This is a genomic window from Streptomyces soli (genome assembly GCF_003999195.1).
Lineage (GTDB): Bacteria > Actinomycetota > Actinomycetes > Streptomycetales > Streptomycetaceae > Actinacidiphila > Actinacidiphila soli.
Window position 1 is genome coordinate 1 of the sequence record NZ_RJVR01000017.1, and the last position, 23,165, is coordinate 23,165.

General features: G+C 67.9%; 22 protein-coding genes and 1 pseudogene. 14 read left to right on the forward strand and 9 right to left on the reverse strand.

Annotated elements, in window-relative coordinates:
* The first annotated feature begins 682 nt into the window (after positions 1–682).
* Positions 683–901 (forward strand): hypothetical protein, encoded by a 219-nt coding sequence (locus EFK10_RS00915; RefSeq protein WP_127353887.1) that lies wholly within the window; start codon positions 683–685, stop codon positions 899–901.
* Positions 902–2,138: 1,237 nt separating this feature from the next.
* On the opposite strand, the gene EFK10_RS00920 is transcribed toward EFK10_RS00915, so the two are convergent.
* Positions 2,139–2,438 (reverse strand): hypothetical protein, encoded by a 300-nt coding sequence (locus EFK10_RS00920; protein ID WP_127353888.1) that lies wholly within the window; start codon positions 2,436–2,438, stop codon positions 2,139–2,141.
* A gap of 394 nt (positions 2,439–2,832) precedes the next feature.
* On the opposite strand from EFK10_RS00920, the gene EFK10_RS00925 reads away from it, so the two are divergent.
* Positions 2,833–3,315 (forward strand): lamin tail domain-containing protein, encoded by a 483-nt coding sequence (locus EFK10_RS00925; RefSeq protein WP_127353889.1) that lies wholly within the window; start codon positions 2,833–2,835, stop codon positions 3,313–3,315.
* Positions 3,316–4,592: 1,277 nt separating this feature from the next.
* On the opposite strand, the gene EFK10_RS00930 is transcribed toward EFK10_RS00925, so the two are convergent.
* Together EFK10_RS00930 and EFK10_RS00935 are read right to left on the reverse strand one after the other, a co-directional pair.
* Positions 4,593–4,988, reverse strand: coding sequence for a hypothetical protein (locus tag EFK10_RS00930; RefSeq protein WP_127353890.1), 396 nt, complete (start codon positions 4,986–4,988; stop codon positions 4,593–4,595).
* Positions 4,988–6,601: a hypothetical protein gene (locus tag EFK10_RS00935; RefSeq protein WP_240676893.1), complete on the reverse strand. Its 1,614-nt coding sequence runs from the start codon at positions 6,599–6,601 to the stop codon at positions 4,988–4,990. The genes EFK10_RS00930 and EFK10_RS00935 overlap by 1 nt, the downstream gene beginning before the upstream one ends.
* Before the next feature lie 546 nt (positions 6,602–7,147).
* Here EFK10_RS00935 and EFK10_RS00940 point away from each other — a divergent pair.
* The 7 genes from EFK10_RS00940 (at position 7,148) to EFK10_RS00970 (ending at position 11,428) form a co-directional block, all read left to right on the forward strand.
* Positions 7,148–7,432, forward strand: coding sequence for a DUF7336 domain-containing protein (locus tag EFK10_RS00940; RefSeq protein ID WP_127353892.1), 285 nt, complete (start codon positions 7,148–7,150; stop codon positions 7,430–7,432).
* A gap of 108 nt (positions 7,433–7,540) precedes the next feature.
* Entirely contained in the window at positions 7,541–8,287 is a 747-nt protein-coding gene (locus EFK10_RS00945; protein ID WP_127353893.1) for a hypothetical protein, read from the forward strand.
* Positions 8,288–8,423: 136 nt separating this feature from the next.
* The gene (locus tag EFK10_RS00950; protein ID WP_127353894.1) at positions 8,424–8,834 is read left to right on the forward strand and encodes a head decoration protein; all 411 of its coding nucleotides are present in this window, start codon (positions 8,424–8,426) and stop codon (positions 8,832–8,834) included.
* A 12-nt stretch (positions 8,835–8,846) separates the two neighbouring features.
* Positions 8,847–9,896: a major capsid protein gene (locus tag EFK10_RS00955; protein WP_127353895.1), complete on the forward strand. Its 1,050-nt coding sequence runs from the start codon at positions 8,847–8,849 to the stop codon at positions 9,894–9,896.
* 1 nt (position 9,897) lies between these two features.
* Positions 9,898–10,203 (forward strand): hypothetical protein, encoded by a 306-nt coding sequence (locus EFK10_RS46870; protein ID WP_164835750.1) that lies wholly within the window; start codon positions 9,898–9,900, stop codon positions 10,201–10,203.
* A 65-nt stretch (positions 10,204–10,268) separates the two neighbouring features.
* Positions 10,269–10,607: a hypothetical protein gene (locus EFK10_RS00965; RefSeq protein WP_240676894.1), complete on the forward strand. Its 339-nt coding sequence runs from the start codon at positions 10,269–10,271 to the stop codon at positions 10,605–10,607.
* Positions 10,608–10,609: 2 nt separating this feature from the next.
* Complete coding sequence (locus tag EFK10_RS00970) at positions 10,610–11,428, forward strand: hypothetical protein (RefSeq protein WP_127353896.1); 819 nt, start codon at positions 10,610–10,612, stop codon at positions 11,426–11,428.
* Between the two features lie 115 nt (positions 11,429–11,543).
* Here the strand turns inward: EFK10_RS00970 and EFK10_RS00975 are convergent, their stop codons facing one another.
* Both EFK10_RS00975 and EFK10_RS00980 read right to left on the reverse strand, forming a co-directional pair.
* Positions 11,544–11,825, reverse strand: coding sequence for a hypothetical protein (locus EFK10_RS00975; RefSeq protein ID WP_127353897.1), 282 nt, complete (start codon positions 11,823–11,825; stop codon positions 11,544–11,546).
* 81 nt (positions 11,826–11,906) lie between these two features.
* The gene (locus EFK10_RS00980) at positions 11,907–12,407 is read right to left on the reverse strand and encodes a hypothetical protein (protein WP_127353898.1); all 501 of its coding nucleotides are present in this window, start codon (positions 12,405–12,407) and stop codon (positions 11,907–11,909) included.
* 172 nt (positions 12,408–12,579) lie between these two features.
* Between EFK10_RS00980 and EFK10_RS00985 the strand changes: the two genes are divergently transcribed.
* Positions 12,580–12,786: a hypothetical protein gene (locus EFK10_RS00985; RefSeq protein ID WP_127353899.1), complete on the forward strand. Its 207-nt coding sequence runs from the start codon at positions 12,580–12,582 to the stop codon at positions 12,784–12,786.
* Between the two features lie 526 nt (positions 12,787–13,312).
* Here EFK10_RS00985 and EFK10_RS00995 read toward each other — a convergent pair.
* The gene (locus EFK10_RS00995; RefSeq protein WP_127353900.1) at positions 13,313–13,912 is read right to left on the reverse strand and encodes a hypothetical protein; all 600 of its coding nucleotides are present in this window, start codon (positions 13,910–13,912) and stop codon (positions 13,313–13,315) included.
* A gap of 288 nt (positions 13,913–14,200) precedes the next feature.
* Between EFK10_RS00995 and EFK10_RS01000 the strand changes: the two genes are divergently transcribed.
* Positions 14,201–14,986: a class I SAM-dependent methyltransferase gene (locus EFK10_RS01000; protein WP_127353901.1), complete on the forward strand. Its 786-nt coding sequence runs from the start codon at positions 14,201–14,203 to the stop codon at positions 14,984–14,986.
* On the opposite strand, the pseudogene EFK10_RS01005 reads toward EFK10_RS01000, so the two are convergent.
* A pseudogene (locus EFK10_RS01005) lies at positions 14,951–15,766 on the reverse strand (transposase); the annotation flags it as partial. The gene EFK10_RS01000 and the pseudogene EFK10_RS01005 overlap by 36 nt on opposite strands.
* A 50-nt stretch (positions 15,767–15,816) precedes the next feature.
* On the opposite strand from EFK10_RS01005, the gene EFK10_RS01010 reads away from it, so the two are divergent.
* The 3 genes from EFK10_RS01010 to EFK10_RS01020 all read left to right on the forward strand — a co-directional run bounded on the left by EFK10_RS01010 (position 15,817) and on the right by EFK10_RS01020 (position 18,356).
* A complete protein-coding gene (locus EFK10_RS01010) occupies positions 15,817–16,512 on the forward strand; it encodes a hypothetical protein (protein WP_127353902.1) in 696 nt (231 codons plus the stop codon).
* Positions 16,513–16,522: 10 nt separating this feature from the next.
* Positions 16,523–16,777, forward strand: a complete 255-nt coding sequence (locus EFK10_RS01015) for a hypothetical protein (protein WP_127353903.1) — start codon at positions 16,523–16,525, stop codon at positions 16,775–16,777.
* 580 nt (positions 16,778–17,357) lie between these two features.
* Positions 17,358–18,356 carry a hypothetical protein gene (locus EFK10_RS01020; RefSeq protein ID WP_127353904.1) on the forward strand — a complete coding sequence of 333 codons (999 nt, stop codon included), beginning with the start codon at positions 17,358–17,360 and terminating at the stop codon, positions 18,354–18,356.
* Positions 18,357–18,737: 381 nt separating this feature from the next.
* On the opposite strand, the gene EFK10_RS01025 is transcribed toward EFK10_RS01020, so the two are convergent.
* Together EFK10_RS01025 and EFK10_RS01030 are read right to left on the reverse strand one after the other, a co-directional pair.
* Complete coding sequence (locus EFK10_RS01025) at positions 18,738–21,815, reverse strand: type I restriction endonuclease subunit R (protein ID WP_127353905.1); 3,078 nt, start codon at positions 21,813–21,815, stop codon at positions 18,738–18,740.
* A 3-nt stretch (positions 21,816–21,818) separates the two neighbouring features.
* Positions 21,819–23,027 (reverse strand): restriction endonuclease subunit S, encoded by a 1,209-nt coding sequence (locus EFK10_RS01030; RefSeq protein WP_127353906.1) that lies wholly within the window; start codon positions 23,025–23,027, stop codon positions 21,819–21,821.
* Between the last annotated feature and the right edge of the window lie 138 nt (positions 23,028–23,165).

Here is a 23,165-nt window from a genome sequence, read left to right on the forward strand (position 1 = left end):
CGCGCCCCGTGCCCAGCCACAAGATCCCCCACACCACAGGTGACCACAACATCACCAGCAGCGGCATCCACAACCAGAACAGCAGCGGCATCCGGCGGTTCACCCTCCCAAACGGAGGTCATCGTCACAGTTCGGACGACCCTCGCGCAATGCCCTGGATCATGCCGAGACGCAACAGTGACCAGCACGGCCAAGGCGCACAGGCAGACGAGCTAGCGAAGCGGCGAGCACAATTACACCCTGCGGTCAGAGTTTCCCTACTTCATCAAGTCACCCGGCGGTCGCTCACGCTCCCGCCGGGCGCGCTCCTTCGCGCCGGCTGCGCCCGCGCTCCTGCCTACGGGCCGCCGCCGTACGTGGCCCTCGTTTCACCCGTTGCCGACACCCGCTCGACGCTGTCGCCGCCGACGCGCGCCCACGTTGGATAGGCCCCGAGGGCATGAGACGAGACCCGCCGGGGCTGGGTCCGGCGGCGCTCCGAGACTTTAAGGTCTGGCCCTTGGGGCGAGCCTCTAAGACCGGGGCCCTCATCGGACTATTGCGGGCAGGCGAGGAGCCAGCCCGATCCGCAACCAGCGTACGGACCCCGATCTCTCACCCCAAGGGCCAGACCTCAAACTCTCTCCACACCGCCCGCGATCACCTCTAGCGGCCCGTCCGGGTACCTGCCAAGATCATGCCCGTGAACAGCCCCCTGGAGACTGCTGGCGCGGTCGTGCGGCCCATGGCGGGCCTGGCAGGCTCCTCTCTCCTCCTGTGGATCAGCATCAAGATGTACAGGGACGGTGAGTCCGTGTGGTTGCCCATCACCGGATCGATTGTGGTGCTTCTGGTTCTGTACGACATCTGCCACGATGTGGTTCGCCGCCGCAGAAAGGCGAGCGAGGGGCGCAGTGACTAACAAGGGCACACGCTGGTACAACAGCCCACGGTGGGAAGTGGCATACGTCGCAATTCTCACGCTCTTCGCGATCACCGATGGAGACAAGGTCATCCGGATCTTGATGACCGTGACGGCGGTCGGACAGGCCTTCGCTCTGGGACGGAGGTCGTCGAAGCGGAGCAACGGGCCGTGACCTGAACGTGCCCGATCCGGCGGGACGTTGCGGGGATCACGGGGAGCCGCACGCGATCACGCATGTCATCATCTTGCAAAGTCACCCGCCGGCCGCATACGGGATCTTCCAAACTGGGGCCCATGGCTGGATCTCCATGGGATAGCACCGGCGAGTGATGGGGGAGAGCGGTGGCCGACAAGCGGACAAGCCTCCAAAGCCCGGCCTACACGTTGCTGGTGACCGTGGGATGGATCTGGACAGCCGCAAGCACCGGAAGCTCGCTCTACGTTCGGGTGCCAGCTGGAGTGTTCGCAGTCTTTTGGACCGGACTACTGATTAGTGACCTAATCAAGCGCCGACGGAAGCGGTCCTCCGAGGCGCTTGACATCAACGCCTGACATCAACGTCGCTGGCACGACAGCAGGCCGCCGCCGCGTCCGGCCTATTCGCGGCCAAGGAGAAGAATGACTCGAAGGATCAGGCCGCTGCCCAGGGCGAACGGCTGATGAGCCAAGGGCCTCCGGAGCCGTCTGCTTCCGAGTGCGCGTGCGCGCCGGGAGTAGGCTGCGCGGAAGCTCTGTTCGGACCCCTGGGCGATGTCGGGGCACTTGGCGAGAACTCCGCGCGTGGGCCGCGGCTGAGGTAAAAAACGGGGTGGCGGACGTGGCGGAACGTGACGGGCTGGGGTGGATGTCGCTCCGCAGAACGGCGGTGGTGTTCGTGGCCACGGTCGGATCTCTGGTCTTTTCGAGGCTGTTCCTCCCCGACTTGCCCTGGTCGCAGGTGCTGGAGAACACACTCGCCTTTTTCGTTGGCGGCACCGTGGTGTCAGTCGGCCGCGGGTGGTGGCGGGTCCGTAAGTCCCTTCGTGGCCAGCGGGGTTCAGGCGTTCGCTCCGGTCCGCCGGACGGATGACGCGGCAGCTGAACCGAACCCCCTTGGCTACGCGCTGCATTTCGTCGGTTCTCCCCGCTCTGAGTCCACACTCCGCTGAGTGTCTAACTGCGCTACAACGGCGTCGGACGCACGCGCACAGAGTTGAGTCCCCCAGCGCAGGTACATCACGGAGTCGATCCGAGCTCAGATCTCGGCAGCAAGAGCGTCGATGAGGACGTGCAAGCTCAGCAGCGCGCCGTCGGCGCCGTTGTCTTCGAGGGCCGGGACCGCCAGGTCGAGGACACCGACAAGTCGGCCCTCGTGAACGGCTGGCGGGAGCTCACGCAGGCCTGCGCGGAACGAATGCGGGCTCCACTGCACGCGGGCCAGGCCGTCGGCGAGTTTCCGCTCTTCTGGCATCGGCGCCCACGTCCCAGCCTGGTACTCCTCCATCAATGACAGGGCGGCACATTCCAGGGCGTTGGCATACCGGGTCGTCGTCACAAGCTGCTCAACGGCATCCCCGCCGCTGACGGCACGGCGCGGCGGCCCGGCGCTGGGCGGGGACGCAGTCGAGGGGCTGACGCGTTGTTACACGCGAGCGGCGCCGTTCGGGTGGTGGCGCGGGGTGGCGTGTGGGGTGGGTGAGGGTGGCGGGGACGAGGAAGCGTGGGCGCCGCCGGGGTGGGAGCAGAGGCCACGTGATGACCCGTCGGGTGTGGCGGGATGCGTGGGTCCTGCAAGAGACTGTTTCCGTCATGTCCTGCTTTGGTAACGCAAACTGTGTCTTTCGGGATGTGATGGCGTGCGGCCATGAAAGTGATGTTCCTCGGCACAACGCCGGGACTTACGCACCACCGGCACGGCCGCTTCCGTGCCCGCACGAAGGGGGATCCGCATGTCCCATCTCATCACTTATCTGGCCGCCACCGCCCTGGCCTCCAGCGCGCTCGTCGCGGCTGCCACCCTGCCGGCCACCGCCGCCGGCCACGACGATCACCCCCGCTACGAGCAGCGTTCGTCTGTCGTGCTCGGCTCCATCCAGTACGACAGCCCCGGCTGGGACAACCGCTCCAACCGCAGCCTGAACGCCGAGTGGGTCACCGTGACCAACACCGGCCGGTACGCGGTCAACCTGGGCGGCTGGACCCTGACCGACGCCGACCACCACAGCTACCGCTTCGACCACCTGCGCCTGGTCGGCAGGCAGTCGGTACGCGTCCACACCGGCACTGGCCGCGACACCGACCACGACCTCTACCAGGACCGCCGCGCCTACGTCTGGAACAACGACAGCGACACCGCGACCCTGCGCGACGACCGCGGACACACCATCGATGTCACCTCCTGGGGACGCTGGGGCGGCGGCCACCGACACTAACTGACACCCTCGCCCGGATCCGGGCGAGCCGAGCCGGGCAGACCTGTGGCGCGTGACAGCGGAAACCTCGCCGTCACGCGCCACATCCACACCTCCGTCAGTCTGGGCCGACTGGACCGCACGCGGTCTGGCATGGGTCGAAGGCAGATGGGATGCAAGCTCGGGGACCGCCGTGGTGTGCTGGGGCGGTCTGCCTTCGTTGGCGATAGTCGGATGCGCGCGGGTAGACCCGCGGTTTAGCCTCACATGATGGCCAGCTTTGAGACGCATCGTCGCCGCGTCCATGACACGAGCCTTGCGGTTCGCGCTCGCCACAACGCCTTGCGCACGTGTCTGGTGTGCTTTGCTCCGTATGGCTTTCGCGCGACCTACCACCACCTCTGCCGCAGCGCCCGTATCCCCGTTGTCCTGGAGGAGGATCCGGCGTCGTTGGTTCGTGCAGTGGAGGAGCTCCACGCGGCCCGCCAGCTCTGGCTGGCGGACGAGGCCGCCTTCGTGGCACGCCGCCGACGAGAGAAGGTTCTCGGCCGCCGCCCTCCCCAGGCAGACAGCAGCTGGCGAGATCAACGACACGGTGCGGAAGGAATCCTTGCCTACTGCCCCAACCCCGAGTTCCACCCCACCGAACCGCTTCCGACCATCGTGGAACGCGTTCTTCGTTCGACAGTCCCGGTTGCAGCAGATTTCTCGCCATGCCGAACATGCGGCAGCGACGAGGGAACGTCCTCCTGGAAAAGCGGTCATCACTTGTACCGGTTGTGCGCACGATGCGGGGTGAGTCTCGGCTCGCAGCGGACGGACGTCGACCGGAGCATCCTTATCGCCAGGTCCATGCGCTGGAAGGAGATCTGGAGGCGCACAGCCTGACCGAAGCCGAGGGCAGACCCGGGGGGTCCCGGAGCCGATCAGCAGGGGCCAACGAAGCCGAGGCCGCCACGAGCTGCCCTCGTGCCCGCTGCGTGCCCGGTCCGGCGGGAAGCAACGGGGACTCACGGGGAACGACGGCCACAGCAGCGGTCAAGCCCGGGTCCCCCGGCCGCCGACGCCGGTGCAGGCTTGGCGGCTGCAGAGCGTCCCGGCCCGGATGGCGGCTCTGGGGATGCCCGCTCCCGAGGGGACCCTCAGGCCGGCCGCGGTGCTGGTCAGAGTCCCGTTCCCGGGTTTTCTGGGGCCTTTGGGAGCCATCTGGGAGCCGATCTCGAAATCCGGCTCCCAGATGGCTCCCGCGAGGAAGGGGCCGTCCCGTCCTGTGCCCTGGGCAGGGACAGCGGGTGGGCTCAACTCAATAAGGCACCGATGGCGTGGGCCAGCGCCTCTCCCCCCTGCTGGACCACGGTTCCGGCCACCAGCGCAGGCAGAACCTGTGCGATCCTGCCCAGCGCACTGCCCTGCGTATCGGGCGCCCCCAGCGCGGTATCGACGTTGTCCGCCATGGCTCGCAGCACCATGACGTTCTGCAGTGCCGCTTCATGTCGTTCCACGTCTGATCGGAACGAGGTGAGAAGTTCCCGTACCGACTCGATGTCGATGGCGCCTTGAACCAAAGCGGACTGGTGCACGTTGGAGATGTTCTGCCCCACGACGTTCTGAAGAGGGGCAATGTTGTTACCGCCGATGCTGATGCCCGAGCCGTGCCCCGGCTCTTGTTCAGGGCGGCGCCTTCCCGCGATCATCACTTACCTCCTTGGGCCTTGCTGTCCTGGCCTACGTTGCTGATGTTGCTGCCGGCAATGTTCTGGATGGGGGCGTTGTTGTCGCCGAAGACCTGAATGTTGGTCATGACCGCGGTCACCTGCCGCTCGTACGCGGCTGTGTCGACCCCCAGTTCGTCGAGATACGTGTCGACGGTGCGGAAGACGCAGGACTGCATCAGCACGACGTGCCGTCTGGCGTCGTCGCTCTGGTGCATGTCAGTGACTTCCTCGGTGGAGTACCGGTCGCGCAGGCTCACCGGATCCACTTCCTCGGCACGGCCCTCAGTCTTCTCCCCGAGTCGGGCGGCCAGTCTCCACAGCACGACAGGGCCCGTGGCAGCGTCCAGAAGCGACTGAACCGTCAGCCAACAAAAGAGACCCAATCCGCGCTTGTTCGCAGGTGCCGCAGCTACCCGCAACTCGTTGTAAAGCGGCGTCATGACGTGTGGCCGCACGGTCAGTCGCAGTTCACCTGCCTCTAGCGCGGCGTGGACGAACACGCTGACCACGACCTGGCCGCTCCAGCTGATGCACTGCGCCCGCAGGTACCGCCGGTCCGGCCTGCTCGACGGTGATCTGCGGCCCCGCCCGCGCAGTTCAGGAAGCTCAACCTTCGCCTCTCGGGTGCGACCCAGCCACAACGCTGACGGCAGACCAGCCACCTCTGTCATGGAGAAGCCGGGCAACGGATCGGTTATCTCCCGGGCACCGCGGCCCAGTTCATTCAGGGCTCTGCCCACCCGACGTAGCAGATCAGCTTCTCCGAACTCCCTCACCGACTCCTCGGAATCCTTGGGCTTCAGGGGAATGTTGATGCGGGCGGGCCCCCAGACATCGCGTCCTGCACCGACGAAGCATTCCAACGAGTCGTACGGCAGTTCCGGCCGCGACTGGTCCTCCCCGATCTCGGACGTCCTGCGCCCAGCCTTCCGAGCGACCCAGGGCAAACGATCGGGCGACACGCCTTCTCGGACGAGTGCGGCTAACCCCGCCCGCGCCGCGAGCCGATCACCAGCACACACCACCGCGGCCGCGATCAGCAGCGCGAAGGGCAGCAGGACCAGCCCGAGGCGCAACTCACGCTCGTACGGCAAGAGCGCGAGCAGCCACGGTACGAACAGCACGGCGTACGCCACGCGGGGTGAACTCGCCAGCCGTGACTTCCGACCCTTTCGGGCCGCGCGAAACGCAGCCCACCGCATGATCAGGGCGACAAAGGCAGCAACGCCCCAGATCGTCGCGACAGGCGGCACCACATAGGCGGCCAGCACGATCAGGAGAAGGACGCACACACGCCGCCCCCACCGACGCCGTCGCGCACGAAGACTGTGCGCCAGCACCGAGACAAGGTCGAACCCGTATGACGGAACAGGCAACGGCGGCCCATGCAGCACGTGGTCGACAACCCACTGCGCCATCGGCTCGCCCAGCGGAGGGCAGTCGTCGCTGCCTTCCAGGTAGATCGGACGCCTGGTACTGCGGCGTGGTTTCTTCGATTTCCCCTCCTTGCCCCGAACCTTGCGCCACCAAGCTTTCACCGGCTTCGTCCGGTCAGGACGGACATAGACGGCCTGGCAGAGGAACCGCGTCACCTCTGACGTTGTGGGATCCACGTCCGCCGAGCGACCGGCATCAGCGACCGATGCCCCCGCCCAAACCGGGACAGCCGGCCATCCGGACGCCTCCGGCCGTGCTCTGTCGCGAACACGTACCCCCCAAGCGATCCCCATACAGCTCCCCCCACTCACCGATAAGCGCGGGCATCCTCATGGCAAACAGCATGAAACGCCAGACCACAAGCGCGACAAAGTGAGCAAATCACTTACATCCATGAAGGATTTGGCCGAAAACCGCTCCGGGGCGCCCCATGGGGGAGTCGCCCGGCGTTGCTGCTTTGCCCGTCGCGCACTCTGAGGCACGAGCACGGACGCCAGAAGGCAGGGTCGCGATGTCGCCGCGGAGGATGCCGGCGGCCTTCTCCTCGAAGTCGCCGCGCCGACAGTTGATCTCTGCCTCGTCCGCAGCGCGCTTGGCCTCGCGCTTGGTCCTGTCGTACTGGCCCTGTCGGGCACCGCAGGTTGGGGGTTCGGGCGGGCAGCAGCTCAGAACAGCGGCGACCTCTTGATAGCTTCGGGACCGTGATCGTGTATCCGCTCTGGCATGTTGGCCACCAGAACGAAGCCGGCGACAACGACTCGACCGTCCACGTCGACCAGGACGGCGTCTTCATCGACGAGCAGGACGGCGACGACGTGAAACTGCTCGGCATCTACTCGACCCGGGAGCGGGCCGAGGAGCGCATGAAGCGAGCCCGGCTGCTGCCAGGTTTCCGGGACGAGCCGGAGTGCTTCCTCCTCGACGGCTACGAACTCGACGAAGACACCTGGGTCGAAGGCTTTGTCCGGACCCCAGCAGGTGACTAGGGCCTGGCTACGCTGCGGGTGTCTGGGGCGTGTTCTCGGACGGGGCATCAGACATGTCCGGATCCTGGCAGGTGTCCCCGGGTCGGTGGGACACCTGCTCGAATCGTTATGGGCGCTACAGTGTTGGTCGGCGCGGGGGCGCTGCTGCTGGAGGACGAGATCCGCATGGTCAGGCCCCTGCCCCACCCGCGTACGGTCGTCGGTCACCGACGCGACGGCCGCCCGATCTACCCGATCTTGGGCGCGGATCCCACCGACCCGTCCAACGACCAGCTTCCCGACCTCGCCCAGCCCGCCCTGCCTGCTGCCCCGGCCGGGCAGCCGATGGACCAGGAGACGCTGACGCGGCTGCTGGCCCGCGAGAAGCAGCAGGGCGAGCGTGCCGCGGTGCGCAAGCTCGTGGAGCAGCTGGGGTTCGCCAAGACCGACGATCTGGCCGCGTTCGTGAAGGCGCAGCAGGACGCGAAGGCCGCGCAGATGTCGGAGGTCGAGCGGCGCGAGCAGGCCGCCGCCGAGGCGCAGACCGCAGCGGAGCAGCGTGAGGCGCTGGCCGCGGCCCGGGAGCGGGCTGCGGTACGCCGTGCTGCCCTCGTCGGGCTCGGCGCGTCCGGCGATGACCTGAGGGACGCGGAGCGGCTGCTGGCCGTCGACGACGACGCCGACGAGCAGGCCGTCGCCGATGCTGCTGCCGCCCTCAAGACACGCCGCCCCGAGCTGTTCGGTACCGCAGCTGTGCCGCCGGCCGCGCCTGGTGGCTCTCCTGCGGGCGGTCCCCCGCCGCGTGGCGGCAACGTGCCCAAGCGGGGCGCAGCCGGGGCGGAGATGGCCCGCAAGCGGGGCTACACGGCCACCTGACGTTCCATCGCAGCACCTGACTTCCCACCGGCGGGACAAGGCCGGACCTGACGGGGACCACGCCCCTACCCGTGGACGACGCCACCGGCTGGTGAGCGGACGATCACCCCATTTGATCGCGTCCACGGGAGGACACATGACCGTCCAGCCGGTCACCTTCACCCAGAACCTGACGGCCGACCGTGCCTGGCTCGCGAGCCTGCACGGCACCGACAACGTCGACACCATCACCCTCGACATGTCCACGTTCGCTGCTGGCACGCACTACTTCGCCAGCACCGACACCACCATCCCCTACTCGCGGCTCCTGTCCGGCCTCCCGGTCGGCAAGATCACCGCCTCCGGGCTGTACGGCCTGTACTCCACCGGCGCCGCCGATGGCCGGCAGAACCTGGCCGGGTTCGTGTTCGCCGAGGTGCTGTTCGCACCGGCGCAGACGAAGGTGCCTGCGGCGCTGCTGTGGCACGGCTCGGTGAAGACCGCGAAGCTGCCCGTCGCCGTGGCCGCGGTCGCCCCGTCCGCCGTCTGCCAGATCCGGTTCGTGTAAGGAGCCCCGGCGATGACTGTGCAAGACCTCATCAAGGACGTGTCGGTCGCGGACCTGACGACGTTCGCCCGCTACATCCCGTCCCCTGCCGACTTCCTCCTCACGCAGACGGTGTTCGCCAAGGTGTCGGTGAACGACGTCATGTGGCGGATCAAGAACACCGGCCGGTACGTCAACGCCGCCAAGTACCGGTCGTTCGACGCCTCCGTGCCGTTCTCCGACCGGCAGGCGTGGCAGACCTCCACACAGGGCATGCTGCCCGCGCTCGGCCAGAAGCTGCTGGTCGGCGAGATGGAGCTGATCCTGCAGGAGACCTCCCGCGGCGCCGACGCGGACCGGCTGCTGCAGCTGCTGTACGACGACGTGGAGCGGCACGTCGAGGCCGTCAACTCCCGCCTGGAGCTGGCCGCCGGCGACGTCCTCACCGACGGGAAGTTCTCCCTGGTCGGCGAGAACGGCCTGACCCTGGACGTCGACTTCGGTGTCCCGGCCGCGAACATGCCCACTGCGCCGAAGCTGTGGTCCGACCCGACGTCGGACCCCATCGCGGACGAGCTGGGCTGGCTCGCCTACCTGGACTCCATCAGCGCGCCCATGCCGGAGATGGTCATCACCTCGCGGCGCGTGTTCTCCTACCTGGCGGGCAACAACGCCTACCGGGCCGCCTACTACGGGTCGGTGAACCCGGCGACGACGCCCACCGCGAGCCTCACGCCGCAGCAGATCAACGTGGTCCGCGACAACTACGGCCTGCCGCCGATCACCCTGTACCGGGCGCAGGTCCGCGTGGACGGTGTCGCCACGAAGTGCCTGCCGGACGACCGGTGGATCATGCTGCCGCCGGACCGGTCGAAGTGGGGCCAGACCATGTACGGCACCACCGCCGAGTCGCTGGCGCTGTCGCGGGGCGCCAACCCGTCGATCACCCGCGAGGACGCCCCCGGCCTGATCATCACCCGCGGTGCGAAGGACGACCCGGTGCAGATCTGGACCAAGGGCGCGGCCGTCGCCATGCCGGTGCTGTTCGCCCCGGACTGCCACATCACCGCGAAGGTGCTGTGACATGGGACGCAGACTGGCAGCAGCGGTGCACGTGCGGCACCCGAAGACCAACGACTGGCTGATCCTGCAGCCCGGTGACGAGCCGGACGAGGAGCTGGCCGAGGCCATCACCAACCCCGAAGCGTGGGAAGACGACGCGGAGGAGGACGGCGGCGACGTCGACCAGGACCCGGACGCCGGCGGCGCTGGCCCGGACCCGGTACCGGACCCGGAGCCCGCGCCGCAGGCTGAGCCCGAGCCGCAGCCGGAGGCGGAGCCGGTGAAGCCGGCCCGGTCCCGGTCCCGCAAGGCAGCCGACGAGCAGTAACCCAGGCCAGGCCCGGCACCCGTGGGGGGTGCCGGGCCTACCCCTTCCCGGAAGGACACGCCCCGATGGATCCCGCAGTCCTGGCCTGGCTCCTGGCGCAGCTCGGCACCAGCACCGACCCCGCAGACCTCCAAGCCCGCTACACCCGCCTCGGCTCGGCGAAGGCCGTCGCCTTGGAGGTGCTGTCCGAGCGGCGCGCCAAGCTGCTCCACGACCCGCTGCAGATGACCGTCAGCGGTGTCGTGACCCTCGACAACAGCAACAACCTCACCGGCCTGGAACGGCAGATCGCATCCGTGCAGCAGGGCACCGCGCCCGACGACGCCCGAGACGACGTCGAGGTGGTCATCGCCTCCCTGCGCCCCAAGGACCGGTCCCGCGCCTACCGCTGGGAACGGCTGTAGTCGTGGCCTACGAGTTCCCGCCGCTGGTGCCAGGGGACGCGAAGCAGGTCGCGGCCCGTGTCGCGGCGGTGCTGCAGGACGCCTGGCAGCGCCTCGCGGACCAGCAGGCCGCCGTGCTGGCCGCGCTCACCGAGTCGGGCCGGCCCCCGCACGTCACCGCGCGCCTGGCGGAGTTCCAGGCCGCCATCGCCGACTTCCAGCAGCGCGTCGACGCCGAAGCCCGCGCGTTCGTCGGCCGCCAGCTGCCGCACCTGTACGAGCAGGGCGCCCAGCGCGCCACGGAAGCCGTGGGCGGCCGGTTCACGTGGACCCTCATCCACACCGAGGCCCTGCAGTCGCTCGCGGCCGACTCCTACGCCGACTTCCTACGCCGCTCCCAGGAAGAGCAGCGCATCGCTGGCGCGTTCTACCGGGCCGTACGGGACGCCGCACGCCGCGAGGTGCCGCTGCTGGCCGCAGGCAACACCACCGCCCTGCAGGCCGCGAAGGCGCTCGCTGACAGGCTCGCCACCGAACACCAGATGGCCTACGTCATCTACCGCAACGGCGCCCGGTACCCGGTGCAGGCGTGGGCGGAGTCGGCGACGCTCGCCAAGTCGGCCGTGGCCTACAACGCAGGCACCTTGAACCGGGCCCGGGAAGCCGGCGTGATGTACATGCAGGTCTTCGACGGCGCCGGATGCGGCTGGACCAGCCACAAGGACCCCGACAAGGCCACAGGGAGCCTGCGCACCGTCGAGGACGCTGCCACGTGGCCGATCTCCCACCCCCGCTGCAGGCGAGCCTTCGGGCCGCGCCCCGACGTCACTACCGCTGGGTGAGCACCGCAATGGGCAGGCCTTGCGGCCGGGGCCGTTGTCAGTGGTCGGGGTTAGGGGGCTCTTCGCAGTTGAGGGTGTAGTCGGGCTGCGCACGTGGCTGACGGTCGGCGCTCACTCAGCCTTCCTCGTCGCGTTCCTCCTCGTCCCCGCGCCGACGGCGCGCTCGCTCGGTGATCCCGCTGGAGAGCTTGCCCTTTACCGAGCTGGCCCGGTCGAGGGTCACGTTGCCGAGGCTTCTGGCGGCATCGACGCGCAGACCGGCGGTGAGGGACCGACAGGTCCCGGACTGCGATAACAGGAAGCTTCTTATGGCGGCGAGGCCCGCTGTCACGCTGCGGTTAAGGCGATGAACAAGCTGGGCGGTGATTGTCAGCGTCGTGTGCCGGCCTGCGCTCATGGACCTTGCTGTTTGGGAGAGCGACCGCCCGGAGGACGACGTTGCTGCTGCGGAGGACAACTCACGATCCCATCGAACAACTTACCGGCCAGCCGACCCCCAGCGGTACTGGTCCACGGTCTCCGCGTACGGCCGGAGCAGAGGCCGTAGTGCGTTCCGAAGCAATTCCGCATCGCCAGCGGGCAGGGGCAGGGACGAGCGGCGAAGCCAGATACTCCAGGTCGCCGGGTCCGGGAAGACGGTCAGCGACGGCACGAGGTCGCGGAGCACCAGGCCCTCCCGGAAAGGCGCGAGACCGCGGATCTGCAGCGGGCACCCTTCGGGGAACCGCCGTCCGCCGAGCCGCACCTCCTCGTCGAGGACCCGCACCGGACCGGACACTTCAGCGAGGGCAATGACGCGGCCCAGGTCGCGGGTCGGGTTCCGGAAGCAGCCGCGCGTCGTGTACAGCATAATTTCGTCGCCCTCGGTCAGGGCGCGGGACTGCCGGGAGCGGCGTGCGGGGAAGGCCATGCGCTGCTCGGTAAGGACCCAGCTCAGTGCCGCGCGGTCGCTGAGGATCAACAAGTGCGTCGTTGTCACGGCGATCACGATATCGAGATGCCGCGAAGACGAAGCGGCGTGGAGCGTGATTGGTTCTAGCCCTTGCCAAGATTGACCCTGTAGTCCGTGCCGCCACCTGCAGTCGATAGCGCCGTCGGTACGGGCCCGGCGCACCAACGTTCCAGCGGCAGTCGACGCGCTGGTGTCGTCGATGCTGGCCAAGGCCCCGCAGGCGCGGCCGTCAGCTGCAGCGGTCTACGAGGCGCTGCTGCCGCTGGCGTCAGCAGAGGGCGAGTCGTCAGGGGGCGACGAGAGCCGCGACCCAACGTGGCCGGACCCGGACCCGGAGCCGGAGCCCGAGGCGGAGCTGGTGAAGCCTGCCCGGTCCCGGCCCCGTAAGGCGACCGACGAGCAGTAACGCAGCCAGGCCCGGCCCGGCACCCCACCGCGGGTGCCGGGCCTGCCGCTACCCGGAAGGACAACGGCGCCCGGTACCCGGTGCAGGCGTGGGCGGAGTCGGCGACGCTCGCCAAGTCGGCGGTGGGCCTACAACGCGGGCACCCTGAACCGGGCACGGGAGGCCGGCGTGAAGTTCATGCAGGTCTTCGACGGCGCCGGGTGCGGCTGGATCAGCCACAAGGACCCCCGACAAGGCCACGGGCACGCTGCGTACCGTGGAGGACGCTGCCGCGTGGCCCATCTCCCACCCGCGGTGCACGCGCGCATTCGCGCCGCGCCTAGAGGTGGTTGCGCCAGGCTGAGGGTCAGGCGGCCGATTAGATTCGGGGGATACCGAGGTGGCTGGCGAGCACGGCTCACCCGGAGGACACGGTGGACTTGATGCCCTGGTACTCGTCGTCCGGCTCGGCCCCGCCTACGCGGGGAGGACACGAGGCGCCCAGGCGGCCTCCACCACGAAGCTCCGACCTTCCTGCCGCCCGTACCTAGGCACGTGCAGCGCGGCGTCGGCGAAGCCGCTTCCACCAGGTCGAGTTGAGTGCCTCCTGCGACGCATCGCCGAAGGCACGCGATGCCTCCTCCAGTGCAGCCTCATCCTGGATGTTCTCCACTGCCAGGAGCAGCTGCTCCGTGGCAGCGGCCAGCGTCCGGTGCTCGCTCCGCATGAGCGGTGACGCCGCCGCAGTCAGACGCGACAGGGGCGCCTGGAGCATGGCGGCGGACTGATTCACGCTCAGGCGCTCCGCTGCGAGCACGCGGACAGCCTCGGTGAAACCCGCTCCCATTCGGCGTCCCTCACTGCCCGAGGCTTGGGCTGCGCCCGCGATCGCCGCGACCCCGACGAGGATGAAGCTGCGGAACCGCTCGGCCTTGCCCGCCCAGAGGAAGTCGTGGGTTCTCCCGGCTATTCGGAGGTCCAGCACGGCCTGGACGAAGGCGTCGATTTCTTTCTGGAGTGCCTCGCGGTCCGAGCGCCGCTGACTCTGCGCCGTTGACCAGGTGGCGAGGCCCCAGCCGACACCCACGGGGACAAGGGCAAGGAGGTAGCCACTCGCCGAACCTATGTCCCATGATCCGATATGCATCGGCACAGCATGGCAGCAAGGACCGACAACTAGTGCCGCATCAGGCAAGGTTCGCCCTGTAGCACCGCTGGAAAACTCGTCAAAATTGCCTCCCCGGCGCGGCCGGGAATGGCCCCTTCCTGGCCCCCGAGGGGTGCTCGGGCGGACGCGGGGCCGGGGTCTGGAGTTGGGTTACTTCTCCGCCAGCTCCGTGCGTCAGCAGCCCACTCCAGCCGTCGCGATATGCCGCCTGACCTGGTCTTTCATACCCGTTGTTCCTATCATCGGTCTCGGTTGAAAGGGGGGCCGATGGATCGGACCGTACGCACCGTTGAGGACGTTCTCGCGCTCCTGGACGGGCTCTTCACATCTGAATCCGAGGCCGGCCGCTTGGCGACCGGCGACGGCAAGGACTTCTGGGACCGCTTCTATGCCGACCGGTCAAGACCCGTCCCGTTCTTCGTGGCGAAGCCGGACGAGAACCTGGCCGCCTACCTCGACCAGGGCCTGATCGCTCCCGGACGAGCCCTGGATCTGGGGTGCGGACCGGGCCGCAACGCCCTGTATCTCGCATCACACGGCTTCGAGGTGGACGCCGTTGACCTCTCTCCCTCTGCCGTCGCCTGGGGAAAGGAGCGGGCTCATGAGGCTGGAGTCGACGTCCGTTTCCTGTGCGGTGACGCTTTCGCGCTCCCTGCCGCCGAGTTGAGCGGCCCGTACGACCTGGTCGTCGACTCAGGGTGTTTCCATCACCTGCCGCCGCACCGCCGCGTCAGTTACCTGGCTCTCCTTGGCCGCGTCCTCGCCCCTGGCGGACACCTCGCACTCACCAGCTTCGCCGCCGGCGACGGGGGCATGGGGTCGGAACTCGCCGACTCGGACCTCTACCGTGAACGCGAACTGCAGGGCGGCCTCGCCTACACACCCGAATCGCTGCGCTGGATCTTCTCCAATCTGGTAGAGGTCGAACTACGTCGCATGCGTGAGGAGCCCCCCGAGTCAGCGCTGTTCGGCGTGACGTTCCTGTGGACTGGGTTGTTCCGGCGGGGTGCGGCTGCGTCAGGCGACGTTGGCCCGGGCGACGATGTCGCGTAGGCGCTTGTCCTGGGCGTGGTTGTTCCGCCAGATGATGTAGCGGCGGATCATGCTGCCCTGCTCTTTGTGGCTGGCGTGGTCGGTGCCGTCCAGGGTGAAGTAGCGCAGGGCGGTGAACTGGGCCTCGATCCGGTTGAGCCATGAGGAGTTCGTCGGGGTGTAGGCGATCTCGACGTTGTTCGCCTCAGCCCAGGCCGCGACCCGCTGGCAGCGTTTCGTGGTGAGGTGCGGGGAGTAGTTGTCGCAGACGATGGCGATCCGCACCGCTGCTGGGTGGAGGCTCCGCAGGTAGCGGCAGAACTCCAGGAACTTCGAGCGGTTCTTGGTCTTCTTGATGTGGCCGTAGAGCTGGTCCTTGCCCAGGTCGTAGGCGGCGAACAGGTGGCGGACGCCGTGCGGACGGGTGTAGGTGGCCCGCCGCCGGGGGCGGGGTTCCCGGTTGGGGTCCTTGCTCTTGCCACTGCGTTCGGCCCACTGGCGTCCGGGGTGCGGTTGGAGGTTGAGCGGCCCGAACTCGTCCATGCAGAAGATGACGTCGGGCTCGCCGTCCTCGGGTATGACCTCGCCATCGGCGATGGCGTAGAGGCGCTCGACTCGGGCCTTCTTCGCCGCGTAGTCGGGGTCGTTGGAGGTTTTCCAGGTCTTCACGCGTTGAAAGGTGACGCCTTCCTCGCGGAGCAGGATTCGCAGGCCCTCGTGGCTGATGTCGTCGACCACCCCCTCGGCGACCAGGAAGTCGGCCAGCTTGACCAGGCTCCAGGCCGAGAAAGGCAGGCCGTACCGACAACGGTCCGCCGATGAACCCACCACGAAACGGGAGCCACCGCAGCATGACCACCGTCCCCAACACTGACGCCCCGCCTGAGGTCACCCAAGCCGAGGCCGAAGCCCGCGAGGCCGACAACCTGCTCGCCGCGCTAGAGGAACGCGTACGCGACGGCGACAGCAAGGTGACACCGCAGCAGCTTGCCGAACAGCGCGAGCTGGGCCGGTTCGCCAAGCTGCGAGCGGAGGCTGCCCGCCGGAAGGCCGAGCGCGCCGCCGCCGACGCCGCCGAGACCGAGCGGGCCCGCGTCATCGCCCAGGCCGTGACGCTGGTCGAGCAGGCCGACCCCGCCAAGGTGGCCGCCGCGTACGACGCCGCCCGTACCGCCGTCGCCGAACTGGTCGCCGCCGTGGCCGCGCACGACGACGCGATGCGCGAGGCCGCCGCGTTGCTCCGCCAGGTCGAGGCGCCCGCGATCATGCGGCACGTTGCCTCGCCGACCGGCGGGGATTGGGAGCACGCGCCCGCGTCCCGTACCGCACCGACCGTCGAGCCGCAGCAGGGCGTCGCCGCCGTGTCGTTGGAGACCGGCCGGACGCTGGCCGCCATCGGCACCGGGCCGTGCTGGCGACGCTGCTCGACGAGGTCGCCGCCGACGTGCAGATGCCGCCGGGGCAGCCCGCGCTCGTCAACGCGCCGCTTCGGGAGCACGCCCACCGCAACCGCGAGCAGGTGCGCCGGTTCATCGACCGCGCCGTGAAGGGCGCCGCATGACCGGCCGCGAGCACATCACCGAGAGCACGGGCGACCCGGCGCCGCGCCGCCGCCACGTCGAGCAGGCCGGCTACGTGTCGCCGACCGTGCGCCGGCATGCCGAGATGATGGAAGCGATGAGCCGCCCGCCGGCCGACACCCTCGCCATGCCGGGCACGGCCGCCGAGCTCGACGCGATGGGCTACGCCGACCGGTGCCGCGTCTTCACCGAGGACCGCACCATGTACGACCGGCTCACCGGCCGCGCGTAGGCCAACCTGCGAGCCCTACAGGGCCGTTCACGCCCCAGGCAGCAACACTGCGCCGGGGGCGCGCCCGTACGCTCACACCGGCACACAACGCCCCACCCTGTGTACCTTCAGGTCGTAGTGCGCCGAGGCTGACGGTACGCCGATCAGGCGCCGAGCCCAATGCTCACCACGAGAGAACCGAGGGTCACATGGAGACTCCGAACGAAGCGCGCATACGACTCGGCGCGCGCCAACGCGAACTGTTGACTGAGCTGGAGCAGGTGCAGCGGCAACTGGAGCAGGTGCAGCGGCAACTCGACCAGTTGGAGACGAAGGTGGTCGTATCTGCGTGGTGGTACGCACCCAGTGGCCCACGGGGACGCGGAACCGTCTACCACACAGGAACGGACCGGCGCTGCCCTCTGAGGAGCCCGAACGGCAGGCCTGGGAGCCCGGTCGAAATCAGCTTGTACGAGGCCCTGCGCGCAGAACTGAACCCATGCGGTAAGTGCAAGCCCGCGACGGCGCCAGCCAACGTGAGCGCGTCGGCCGCGAAGCCCTGAAAGCTCCCCTACGCTGCCGCTCGACACAAGGTGACCTCATGCCAACCAAACTCAGCGAAGACGAACGCCACGCACAGCGGCGCCTTATCGGCCTGCTCAACGGAGGCGCGCACGTGTACCTGTGCCGTGCGCATCTCGGCATCTTCCGCGAGAGCGGTGCCGAAGAGTGGAAGACGAGCGCCCAGGAGGTGACAGACGCCTTCGACGTGCTCGCCATCCCGTACGTGGTCATGCTCATGCGCGGCATGTTTCCGACCAAGAAGTCCCACCCGCGGGGCCGATTCGGGGCGGACGTGCGGATTCCGTGGGATGACCTGCCCCACGTGCTTCGGTGGATGCCCTCGTTTCAGAAGCACATAGATGCCGTCGAGGCCGCCGACCCTGCCGACACGGCACCCCGGAGGAACGCGAGATCCGCGGTGTGCGGGCCCGCGTCGCAGGGTTCGTCACGGACGAAGGTGTCGTCCTGCTCGGCCCGCCGCGTAAGCCGTGAGGGCATGAAACCAGCCGTTGCCCGTGGTATGTGCCGCAGGTACGTTCGAAACCGAAAGGGCCCGCCGCGCCCCCATCGTCCCCCCGATGCTGCGGCGGGCCCTTCCGCACGTCTGGCCGCGGCAGCCGATACTGTCGCCGGAGAACCGACCACGAGGGGGGAACACATGCGTGGCAAATGGGGATTGGGCTCTCTGGGCGCTGCGAACCTCGCCCAATTCGTCGTAAGCGCATGGCCGCGCGACACCGCCGAGGCAGACGAGGATGTCATCCGCAGGTTTGGCGACGACCCAGGCAGCTTCGGCACCCACTACAACAGCGGGTCCGGCGGGTACCGGCAGTGCGGCCACCGAGCGTGCAGCAAGAAAGCGCACCGGTTCATCACGAGTCATGACTGCTGCACCCGGTGCGAACATTCCCGGAACTGTTACGCCGAAATGATGCGCGAGTACGACGGGCCGGGCCGCTTCCCGCACGACTGTCACGACGGGATCATGAAGCCCGGCGTGTGTGTCACCTGCGGCGAAGACTGCGAGCCGTACTGACCCGAAGCGGTTCGATTCCAGCGGATCACGCATCCACTGACGGTAGCTCAGTCCCAGTCCAGAGGGTGTGTGGGAACGCGCTGGGAACAGCAGCAGGCGCAGAAAAGGGCCCCTCCCGGTGTGATCCGACCGGGGCCCTTGGCGTTGTGGCGCTACTTGGCGGCCACGGTGCCGTCGTTCCAGGCGGGCGAGCAGCCCGGCGTCAACCAGCCGCGAAACCACCTTGGAGACCGTGCCCTTGGGCAGGCCCGACTGCTCGGCGATGTCCCTCTACCGGGCCGGGCCCTGGCCGACGACCCGCAGCGTAGGGGAGAGATCATGGCCCGATCAGCGCGACGAGGCCCGGCAACCGCCACAGGTTGCCGGACCTCCGATCATCCGTCAGTCAACGAGGTAGTGGGCTTCGATGTAGGCGACGGTGGAGTCATACGGCTCCCCTACCGGCTTCAACGTGTACCGCCGGAAGACCGCGGCGGTGGCGCGGCGGGCGCCTCGGTTGCGAGCGTCGGCGTTGTCCCATGACCGGGCGAGGGTGCGGGTGACTACCTGGTCGATCTCCTCGGCCAGGTTCTTCTCCGTGACTGTGAGGCCGGACGGTGCGTGGTCGTGGATGATCCGCGACAGGACACCTATGTGGTCGTCGTCCAGAACGACGACGGCTTCGTCGGGGTGCTTCTCGGCGTCCACGATGGCGCGGGCGATCCGGAGTGCTTCGGACAGGAACTCCAGGGCGTCTTGGGCGTTCTGGATGATCCGGTCCCGCAGCAGCTTGATCCGCTCCGCGAGGGCGGTGTACTTCGCGGACCCCGGTTCGACGCCCTTTTCGAGGGCGGCCTTGATGCGGTCCAGGATCTCCGCCGCGGACGGCGGCGTCTTGTCCTCGCCGTCGTCCTTGTCGGGCTTGGGGCGGACGAGGGCCAGCAGCTCCTTGAGGATGGCGATGCCCTGGGCGTCCAGGACGAGGGCTTCCTCCTGGGAGGCGACCACGGAGAAGGAGTGGACGTGGGCATTGATGATCTCCAGGACCATCGGCCCCAGCTCGCCCAGCCGTTCCTTCCTCTCCTCGTCGGAGGACTTCTTGAACAGGGTCGTGTACACGGACCCGAACAGCCCGAATCCGTCTCGGTACTTGGCGACCCGCTTGTCGGTGTTGATGAGCGGGTACAGGCGGGCCAGGAGCCGGTAGTCCTTGGTGAACACCTTGGCGGCGCCAGGATCGGCGTCCAGGAAGATGTTAATGGCTCGCACGGACTCGTATCCGTGGACCGTGAGGTCCAGGCCGTCCACGTCCGCGAGGAGGTCTTCGATGCGGGCGAAGGTGGTGCGGAACTCAGCGACCAGCTCGGACACGTCGGTGACGAACCCGCCCCCCTTGCCGGCCCCCTCCGAGGTGGGGTCGACGACGGCCCGCTGGACCTCTTCGGCCAGGCCGATGTAGTCCACGACCACGCCGGAGGTCTTCACGAACCCGGTCGGGGAGACCCAGGTGCGGTTCGGGCGGGTGATCGTCTGGAACAAGTTGTGGGCCTTCAGCGGCTTGTCCAGGTAGAGGACGCCCTCGTTGGGGGCGTCGAACCCAGTCATCAGCTTCGCGGTCACCACCAAGAAGCACAGCGGGTCGTCCGGGGTGAGGAACCGCCGCTTCTGCTCCTCCTCCTCGGCCTCCGAGAGCTGGAACGGCCGCATGGCGGGGTCTTCGCCCTTGGAGTCCGAGACGGAGATGTTCACCTCGGCGGTGATCCGGTCATGCTTCCCGACCTCGGCGAGCATGTGTGACGCCTCGAAGCCGGCCAGCAGTTCGTTGATCTTGTCCTTGTACGCCACGGCCAGCTCACGGTTGTAGGCGACGACCTGGGCCTTGAGGCCGTTGCGGTAGGCGCTGGCCAGGTAGTGGTCCACGATGTCCTGGCAGACCGTGTGTATGCGGTCGGGGTTGGCGAACACCGAGGTGAGGCGCCCGAACTTGCGCGACAGGGCCTCACGGTCGGGGTCGTCGAGGTCGAACTCGTCGGCGAACTGGTCGAACTCAGCCTGCAACGCCTGGTCGTCTATCTCGAAGGCGACCGGGTGCGGGTCCAGCATGACCGGGACGGTCGCCTCGTCCAACAGAGAGCGGGACACCGAGTACCGGTGCAGCACCCTGCCCGGGTCGGTCTCCTCGCCGAAGAGCGCGAAGGTATCAGTGGCGAGGTTCCTGACGGGGGTGCCGGTCATACCGAAGAACTTCGCGTGCGGCAACGCAGCGCGCATCTGCCCGGCCAGGGACTTCGACCTGGCGGACTGGGTGCGGTGTGCCTCGTCGACCAGCACGATGATGTTGCCCCGGGTCGACAGATTCTTGCCGGCGTCGGCGAACTTGTGGACGGTCGTGGAGATGACGCCGCGCACGTCGTCGGCCAGCAGGGACCGCAACTCCTGGCTGGTGGCGGGCTGGTGGAAGTAGGCGTCCCCCAGCGCGGAGGTGAACACCCCGGAGGTCTGCCGGACGAGCTGGGTCCGGTCCGAGAGCAGGATGATAGTGGGCGACTCGGTGCGGGTGTCGGCCAGCAGCAGCGAGGCGGCGAACACCATCAGCAGCGTCTTCCCGGACCCCTGGTGGTGCCAGATCAGGCCCTTCGACCCGCCCTCCAGGACCCGCTCGTGGATCAGGTGCGCGGCCTCCATCTGCGGATAGCGGGGCAGGTACTTCTTGTCCGCCCCACCCCCGGAGGTGTCGAAGAGGGCGAAGTTGGCGAGCATGTCCAGGATCGCGGCCGGGTTCATCAGCAGCTCGACGGAGCGCCGCACGTCGGCTTGCCCGGACAGGTTCTCGTCGTCGGCGGTGGACCGGAACGGCTGCCACAGGTTCGTGGGCGCGCCGGCGGCACCGAACCGCAGCTTCAGCCCGTCGGAGGCGACGGCGAAGACGTTGGGGGTGAAGAACCACGGGTACTCGGTGGCGTACACGTCGTTGATCTCGTGGGCGGCGTCGGCCCACCCGGACTTGGCGGTCGGGGATTTCACCTCGACCACGACCAGGGGCAGGCCGTTGACCCAGTAGACGAGGTCGAACCGGCGGGAGGTCTTGCCGGGGACGGTGATGGTCACCTCGTCCGACACGACCAGCGTGTTGGCGGTCGGATGCTCGAAGTCAATGACTTTCAGGGCGTGCCACACGCCGTCGGTGTCCCGGAACTCCTTACGCCCGCGCAGCAGGCGTAGCACCTGCTCGTTGGCCCGCACCAGCCCGCCTTCGACGGCGTTGACCGTGGCGACGATCTCCTCGACCACCGTGTCCACGTCGAACCCGTCGATCACCCCGGGGTTGAGCCGGATGATGGCGTCCCGCAGCTGGCCTGCGAGCACGGTCTGCGTCGTCTCACGCGACAGCGACCTGCCCGCTGTGAAGCCCCAGCCCATCGGGAGGGACCACTGGATCATCAGGTTCTGGAACTCACGCTCCCGAATACCCTTCGCCACGGCTCAGACCCCCAGCTCGGCGGACTCGATGTCGATGGCGCGATCCAGCAGGCCCGACAGCAGCCTGGCACGAACCTCGCGGAGCCGGGTGGCCTGCAGTTGGGTTCGGCGGATTACTTCCACGACCTCTAGGGAGGCCTCCGCGATCTCGTGGTGCCCCTTGATGTCCGCCACCGGCAGGTTGCTCAGGATCTCGGTGTTGAGGTTCAACATGGTCGTCCCCACCGCGTGAGAGACCAGCCACTCGGTGGTCGCTGCGCCGGAGAGAGCTTCTGCGAGCAGCCGCGACAGCGATGAGTCCTGCGGACGGAAGCGAATGCACCCCGTCCCACACAGCCAGCCATCTTGCTCGGCAACGACAAGGGCACGCTTCGAGAGGTCGCCACGTCGCGGAAATACGATGTCGCCCTCTGCGAGCCGGTGTCGGGAGAGCCTGGCCGCCACGTCGTGGGGCACCCGCTTGATCTTTGCGGTGAGGATCTGGCCGTCCACCAGGTCCTGCGGCATGACCACCGGAGCTCCCGACGGGTCGTCCGTGTACTCGTGCGCATGGAGCTGAGACCCGAATGGGCCGATCTGGATGCCCCGTGGTTCTGCGAGGTCAACGAGAGCGGTCTTGTCCTCGACCGATTCCAGCTCCCGCCGGGTCCCCGCCAACAAGGATCGGAGAGAGGCCACTTCCGCGTCGAGTGCGGTGATCTGGTCGTCAACCGCGCCGACAACCTCAACGATCCGCTCTTGCACCTGCCGAGGAGGCACGGGAATCTCGATCTTGCTCAGGTTCACACCCGAGATCCGCACGACTTTCGTCTCGGATACGTACTTGATCTTCTGTGAATGGAACAGAGATGATGCGAAGAAGTACGAGACGTACGCAGGATCGAATCCGTGACGGAAAATGTAGCAGTCATCGTGAACCGCAACGTCGTCGTCACCCAGCCATGCGACCGCCTTCCCGACGTCGACAACGTTTTCGCTGGTCGCAGCGATGACCAGATCTCCAGCATGAGCAAGGCGCATTCGCGCACGGGAATCTTCGGCCAGGAACGTGAGTGGATTCCTCACGATAGCCCCAAAGTCAGTGTGAATCTGTGCGTAGTGGATACAGCCAAGCCCGGATTCCACGTAGTCGTTCTTCGTGAAACGACGACCGCGGATCAATTCTCCAACTTCGGAGAGCGCCTTCTTTGGCCAGCCCGACTGCTCACTCATTGAAGCCCTCGATTCCGACGGACGCGAGGACCGCGAGCATCAGGGCCCCGGAGTGTTTGATCTTTGTCCGGGTTCGTGGTGATCATTCGATCCGGTAGAGGGCGAGGGCTTGTTCGGGCTTTGTGTGGCCGCGGCGTC

Bases quoted from the DNA above. Each gene is read 5' to 3' on its own strand.
- EFK10_RS46870 (WP_164835750.1), top strand. From the start codon at position 9,898: ATGGGACGCAGACTGGCAGCAGCGGTGCACGTGCGGCACCCGAAGACC.
- EFK10_RS00995 (WP_127353900.1), bottom strand. From the start codon at position 13,912: ATGCATATCGGATCATGGGACATAGGTTCGGCGAGTGGCTACCTCCTT.
- EFK10_RS00930 (WP_127353890.1), bottom strand. From the start codon at position 4,988: ATGATCGCGGGAAGGCGCCGCCCTGAACAAGAGCCGGGGCACGGCTCG.
- EFK10_RS00945 (WP_127353893.1), top strand. From the start codon at position 7,541: ATGGGCGCTACAGTGTTGGTCGGCGCGGGGGCGCTGCTGCTGGAGGAC.
- EFK10_RS01000 (WP_127353901.1), top strand. From the start codon at position 14,201: ATGGATCGGACCGTACGCACCGTTGAGGACGTTCTCGCGCTCCTGGAC.
- EFK10_RS00925 (WP_127353889.1), top strand. From the start codon at position 2,833: ATGTCCCATCTCATCACTTATCTGGCCGCCACCGCCCTGGCCTCCAGC.
- EFK10_RS00955 (WP_127353895.1), top strand. From the start codon at position 8,847: ATGACTGTGCAAGACCTCATCAAGGACGTGTCGGTCGCGGACCTGACG.
- EFK10_RS01015 (WP_127353903.1), top strand. From the start codon at position 16,523: ATGACCGGCCGCGAGCACATCACCGAGAGCACGGGCGACCCGGCGCCG.
- EFK10_RS01010 (WP_127353902.1), top strand. From the start codon at position 15,817: ATGACCACCGTCCCCAACACTGACGCCCCGCCTGAGGTCACCCAAGCC.
- EFK10_RS00975 (WP_127353897.1), bottom strand. From the start codon at position 11,825: ATGAGCGCAGGCCGGCACACGACGCTGACAATCACCGCCCAGCTTGTT.
- EFK10_RS01020 (WP_127353904.1), top strand. From the start codon at position 17,358: ATGCCAACCAAACTCAGCGAAGACGAACGCCACGCACAGCGGCGCCTT.
- EFK10_RS01030 (WP_127353906.1), bottom strand. From the start codon at position 23,027: ATGAGTGAGCAGTCGGGCTGGCCAAAGAAGGCGCTCTCCGAAGTTGGA.
- EFK10_RS00985 (WP_127353899.1), top strand. From the start codon at position 12,580: ATGCTGGCCAAGGCCCCGCAGGCGCGGCCGTCAGCTGCAGCGGTCTAC.
- EFK10_RS00965 (WP_240676894.1), top strand. From the start codon at position 10,269: ATGGATCCCGCAGTCCTGGCCTGGCTCCTGGCGCAGCTCGGCACCAGC.
- EFK10_RS00950 (WP_127353894.1), top strand. From the start codon at position 8,424: ATGACCGTCCAGCCGGTCACCTTCACCCAGAACCTGACGGCCGACCGT.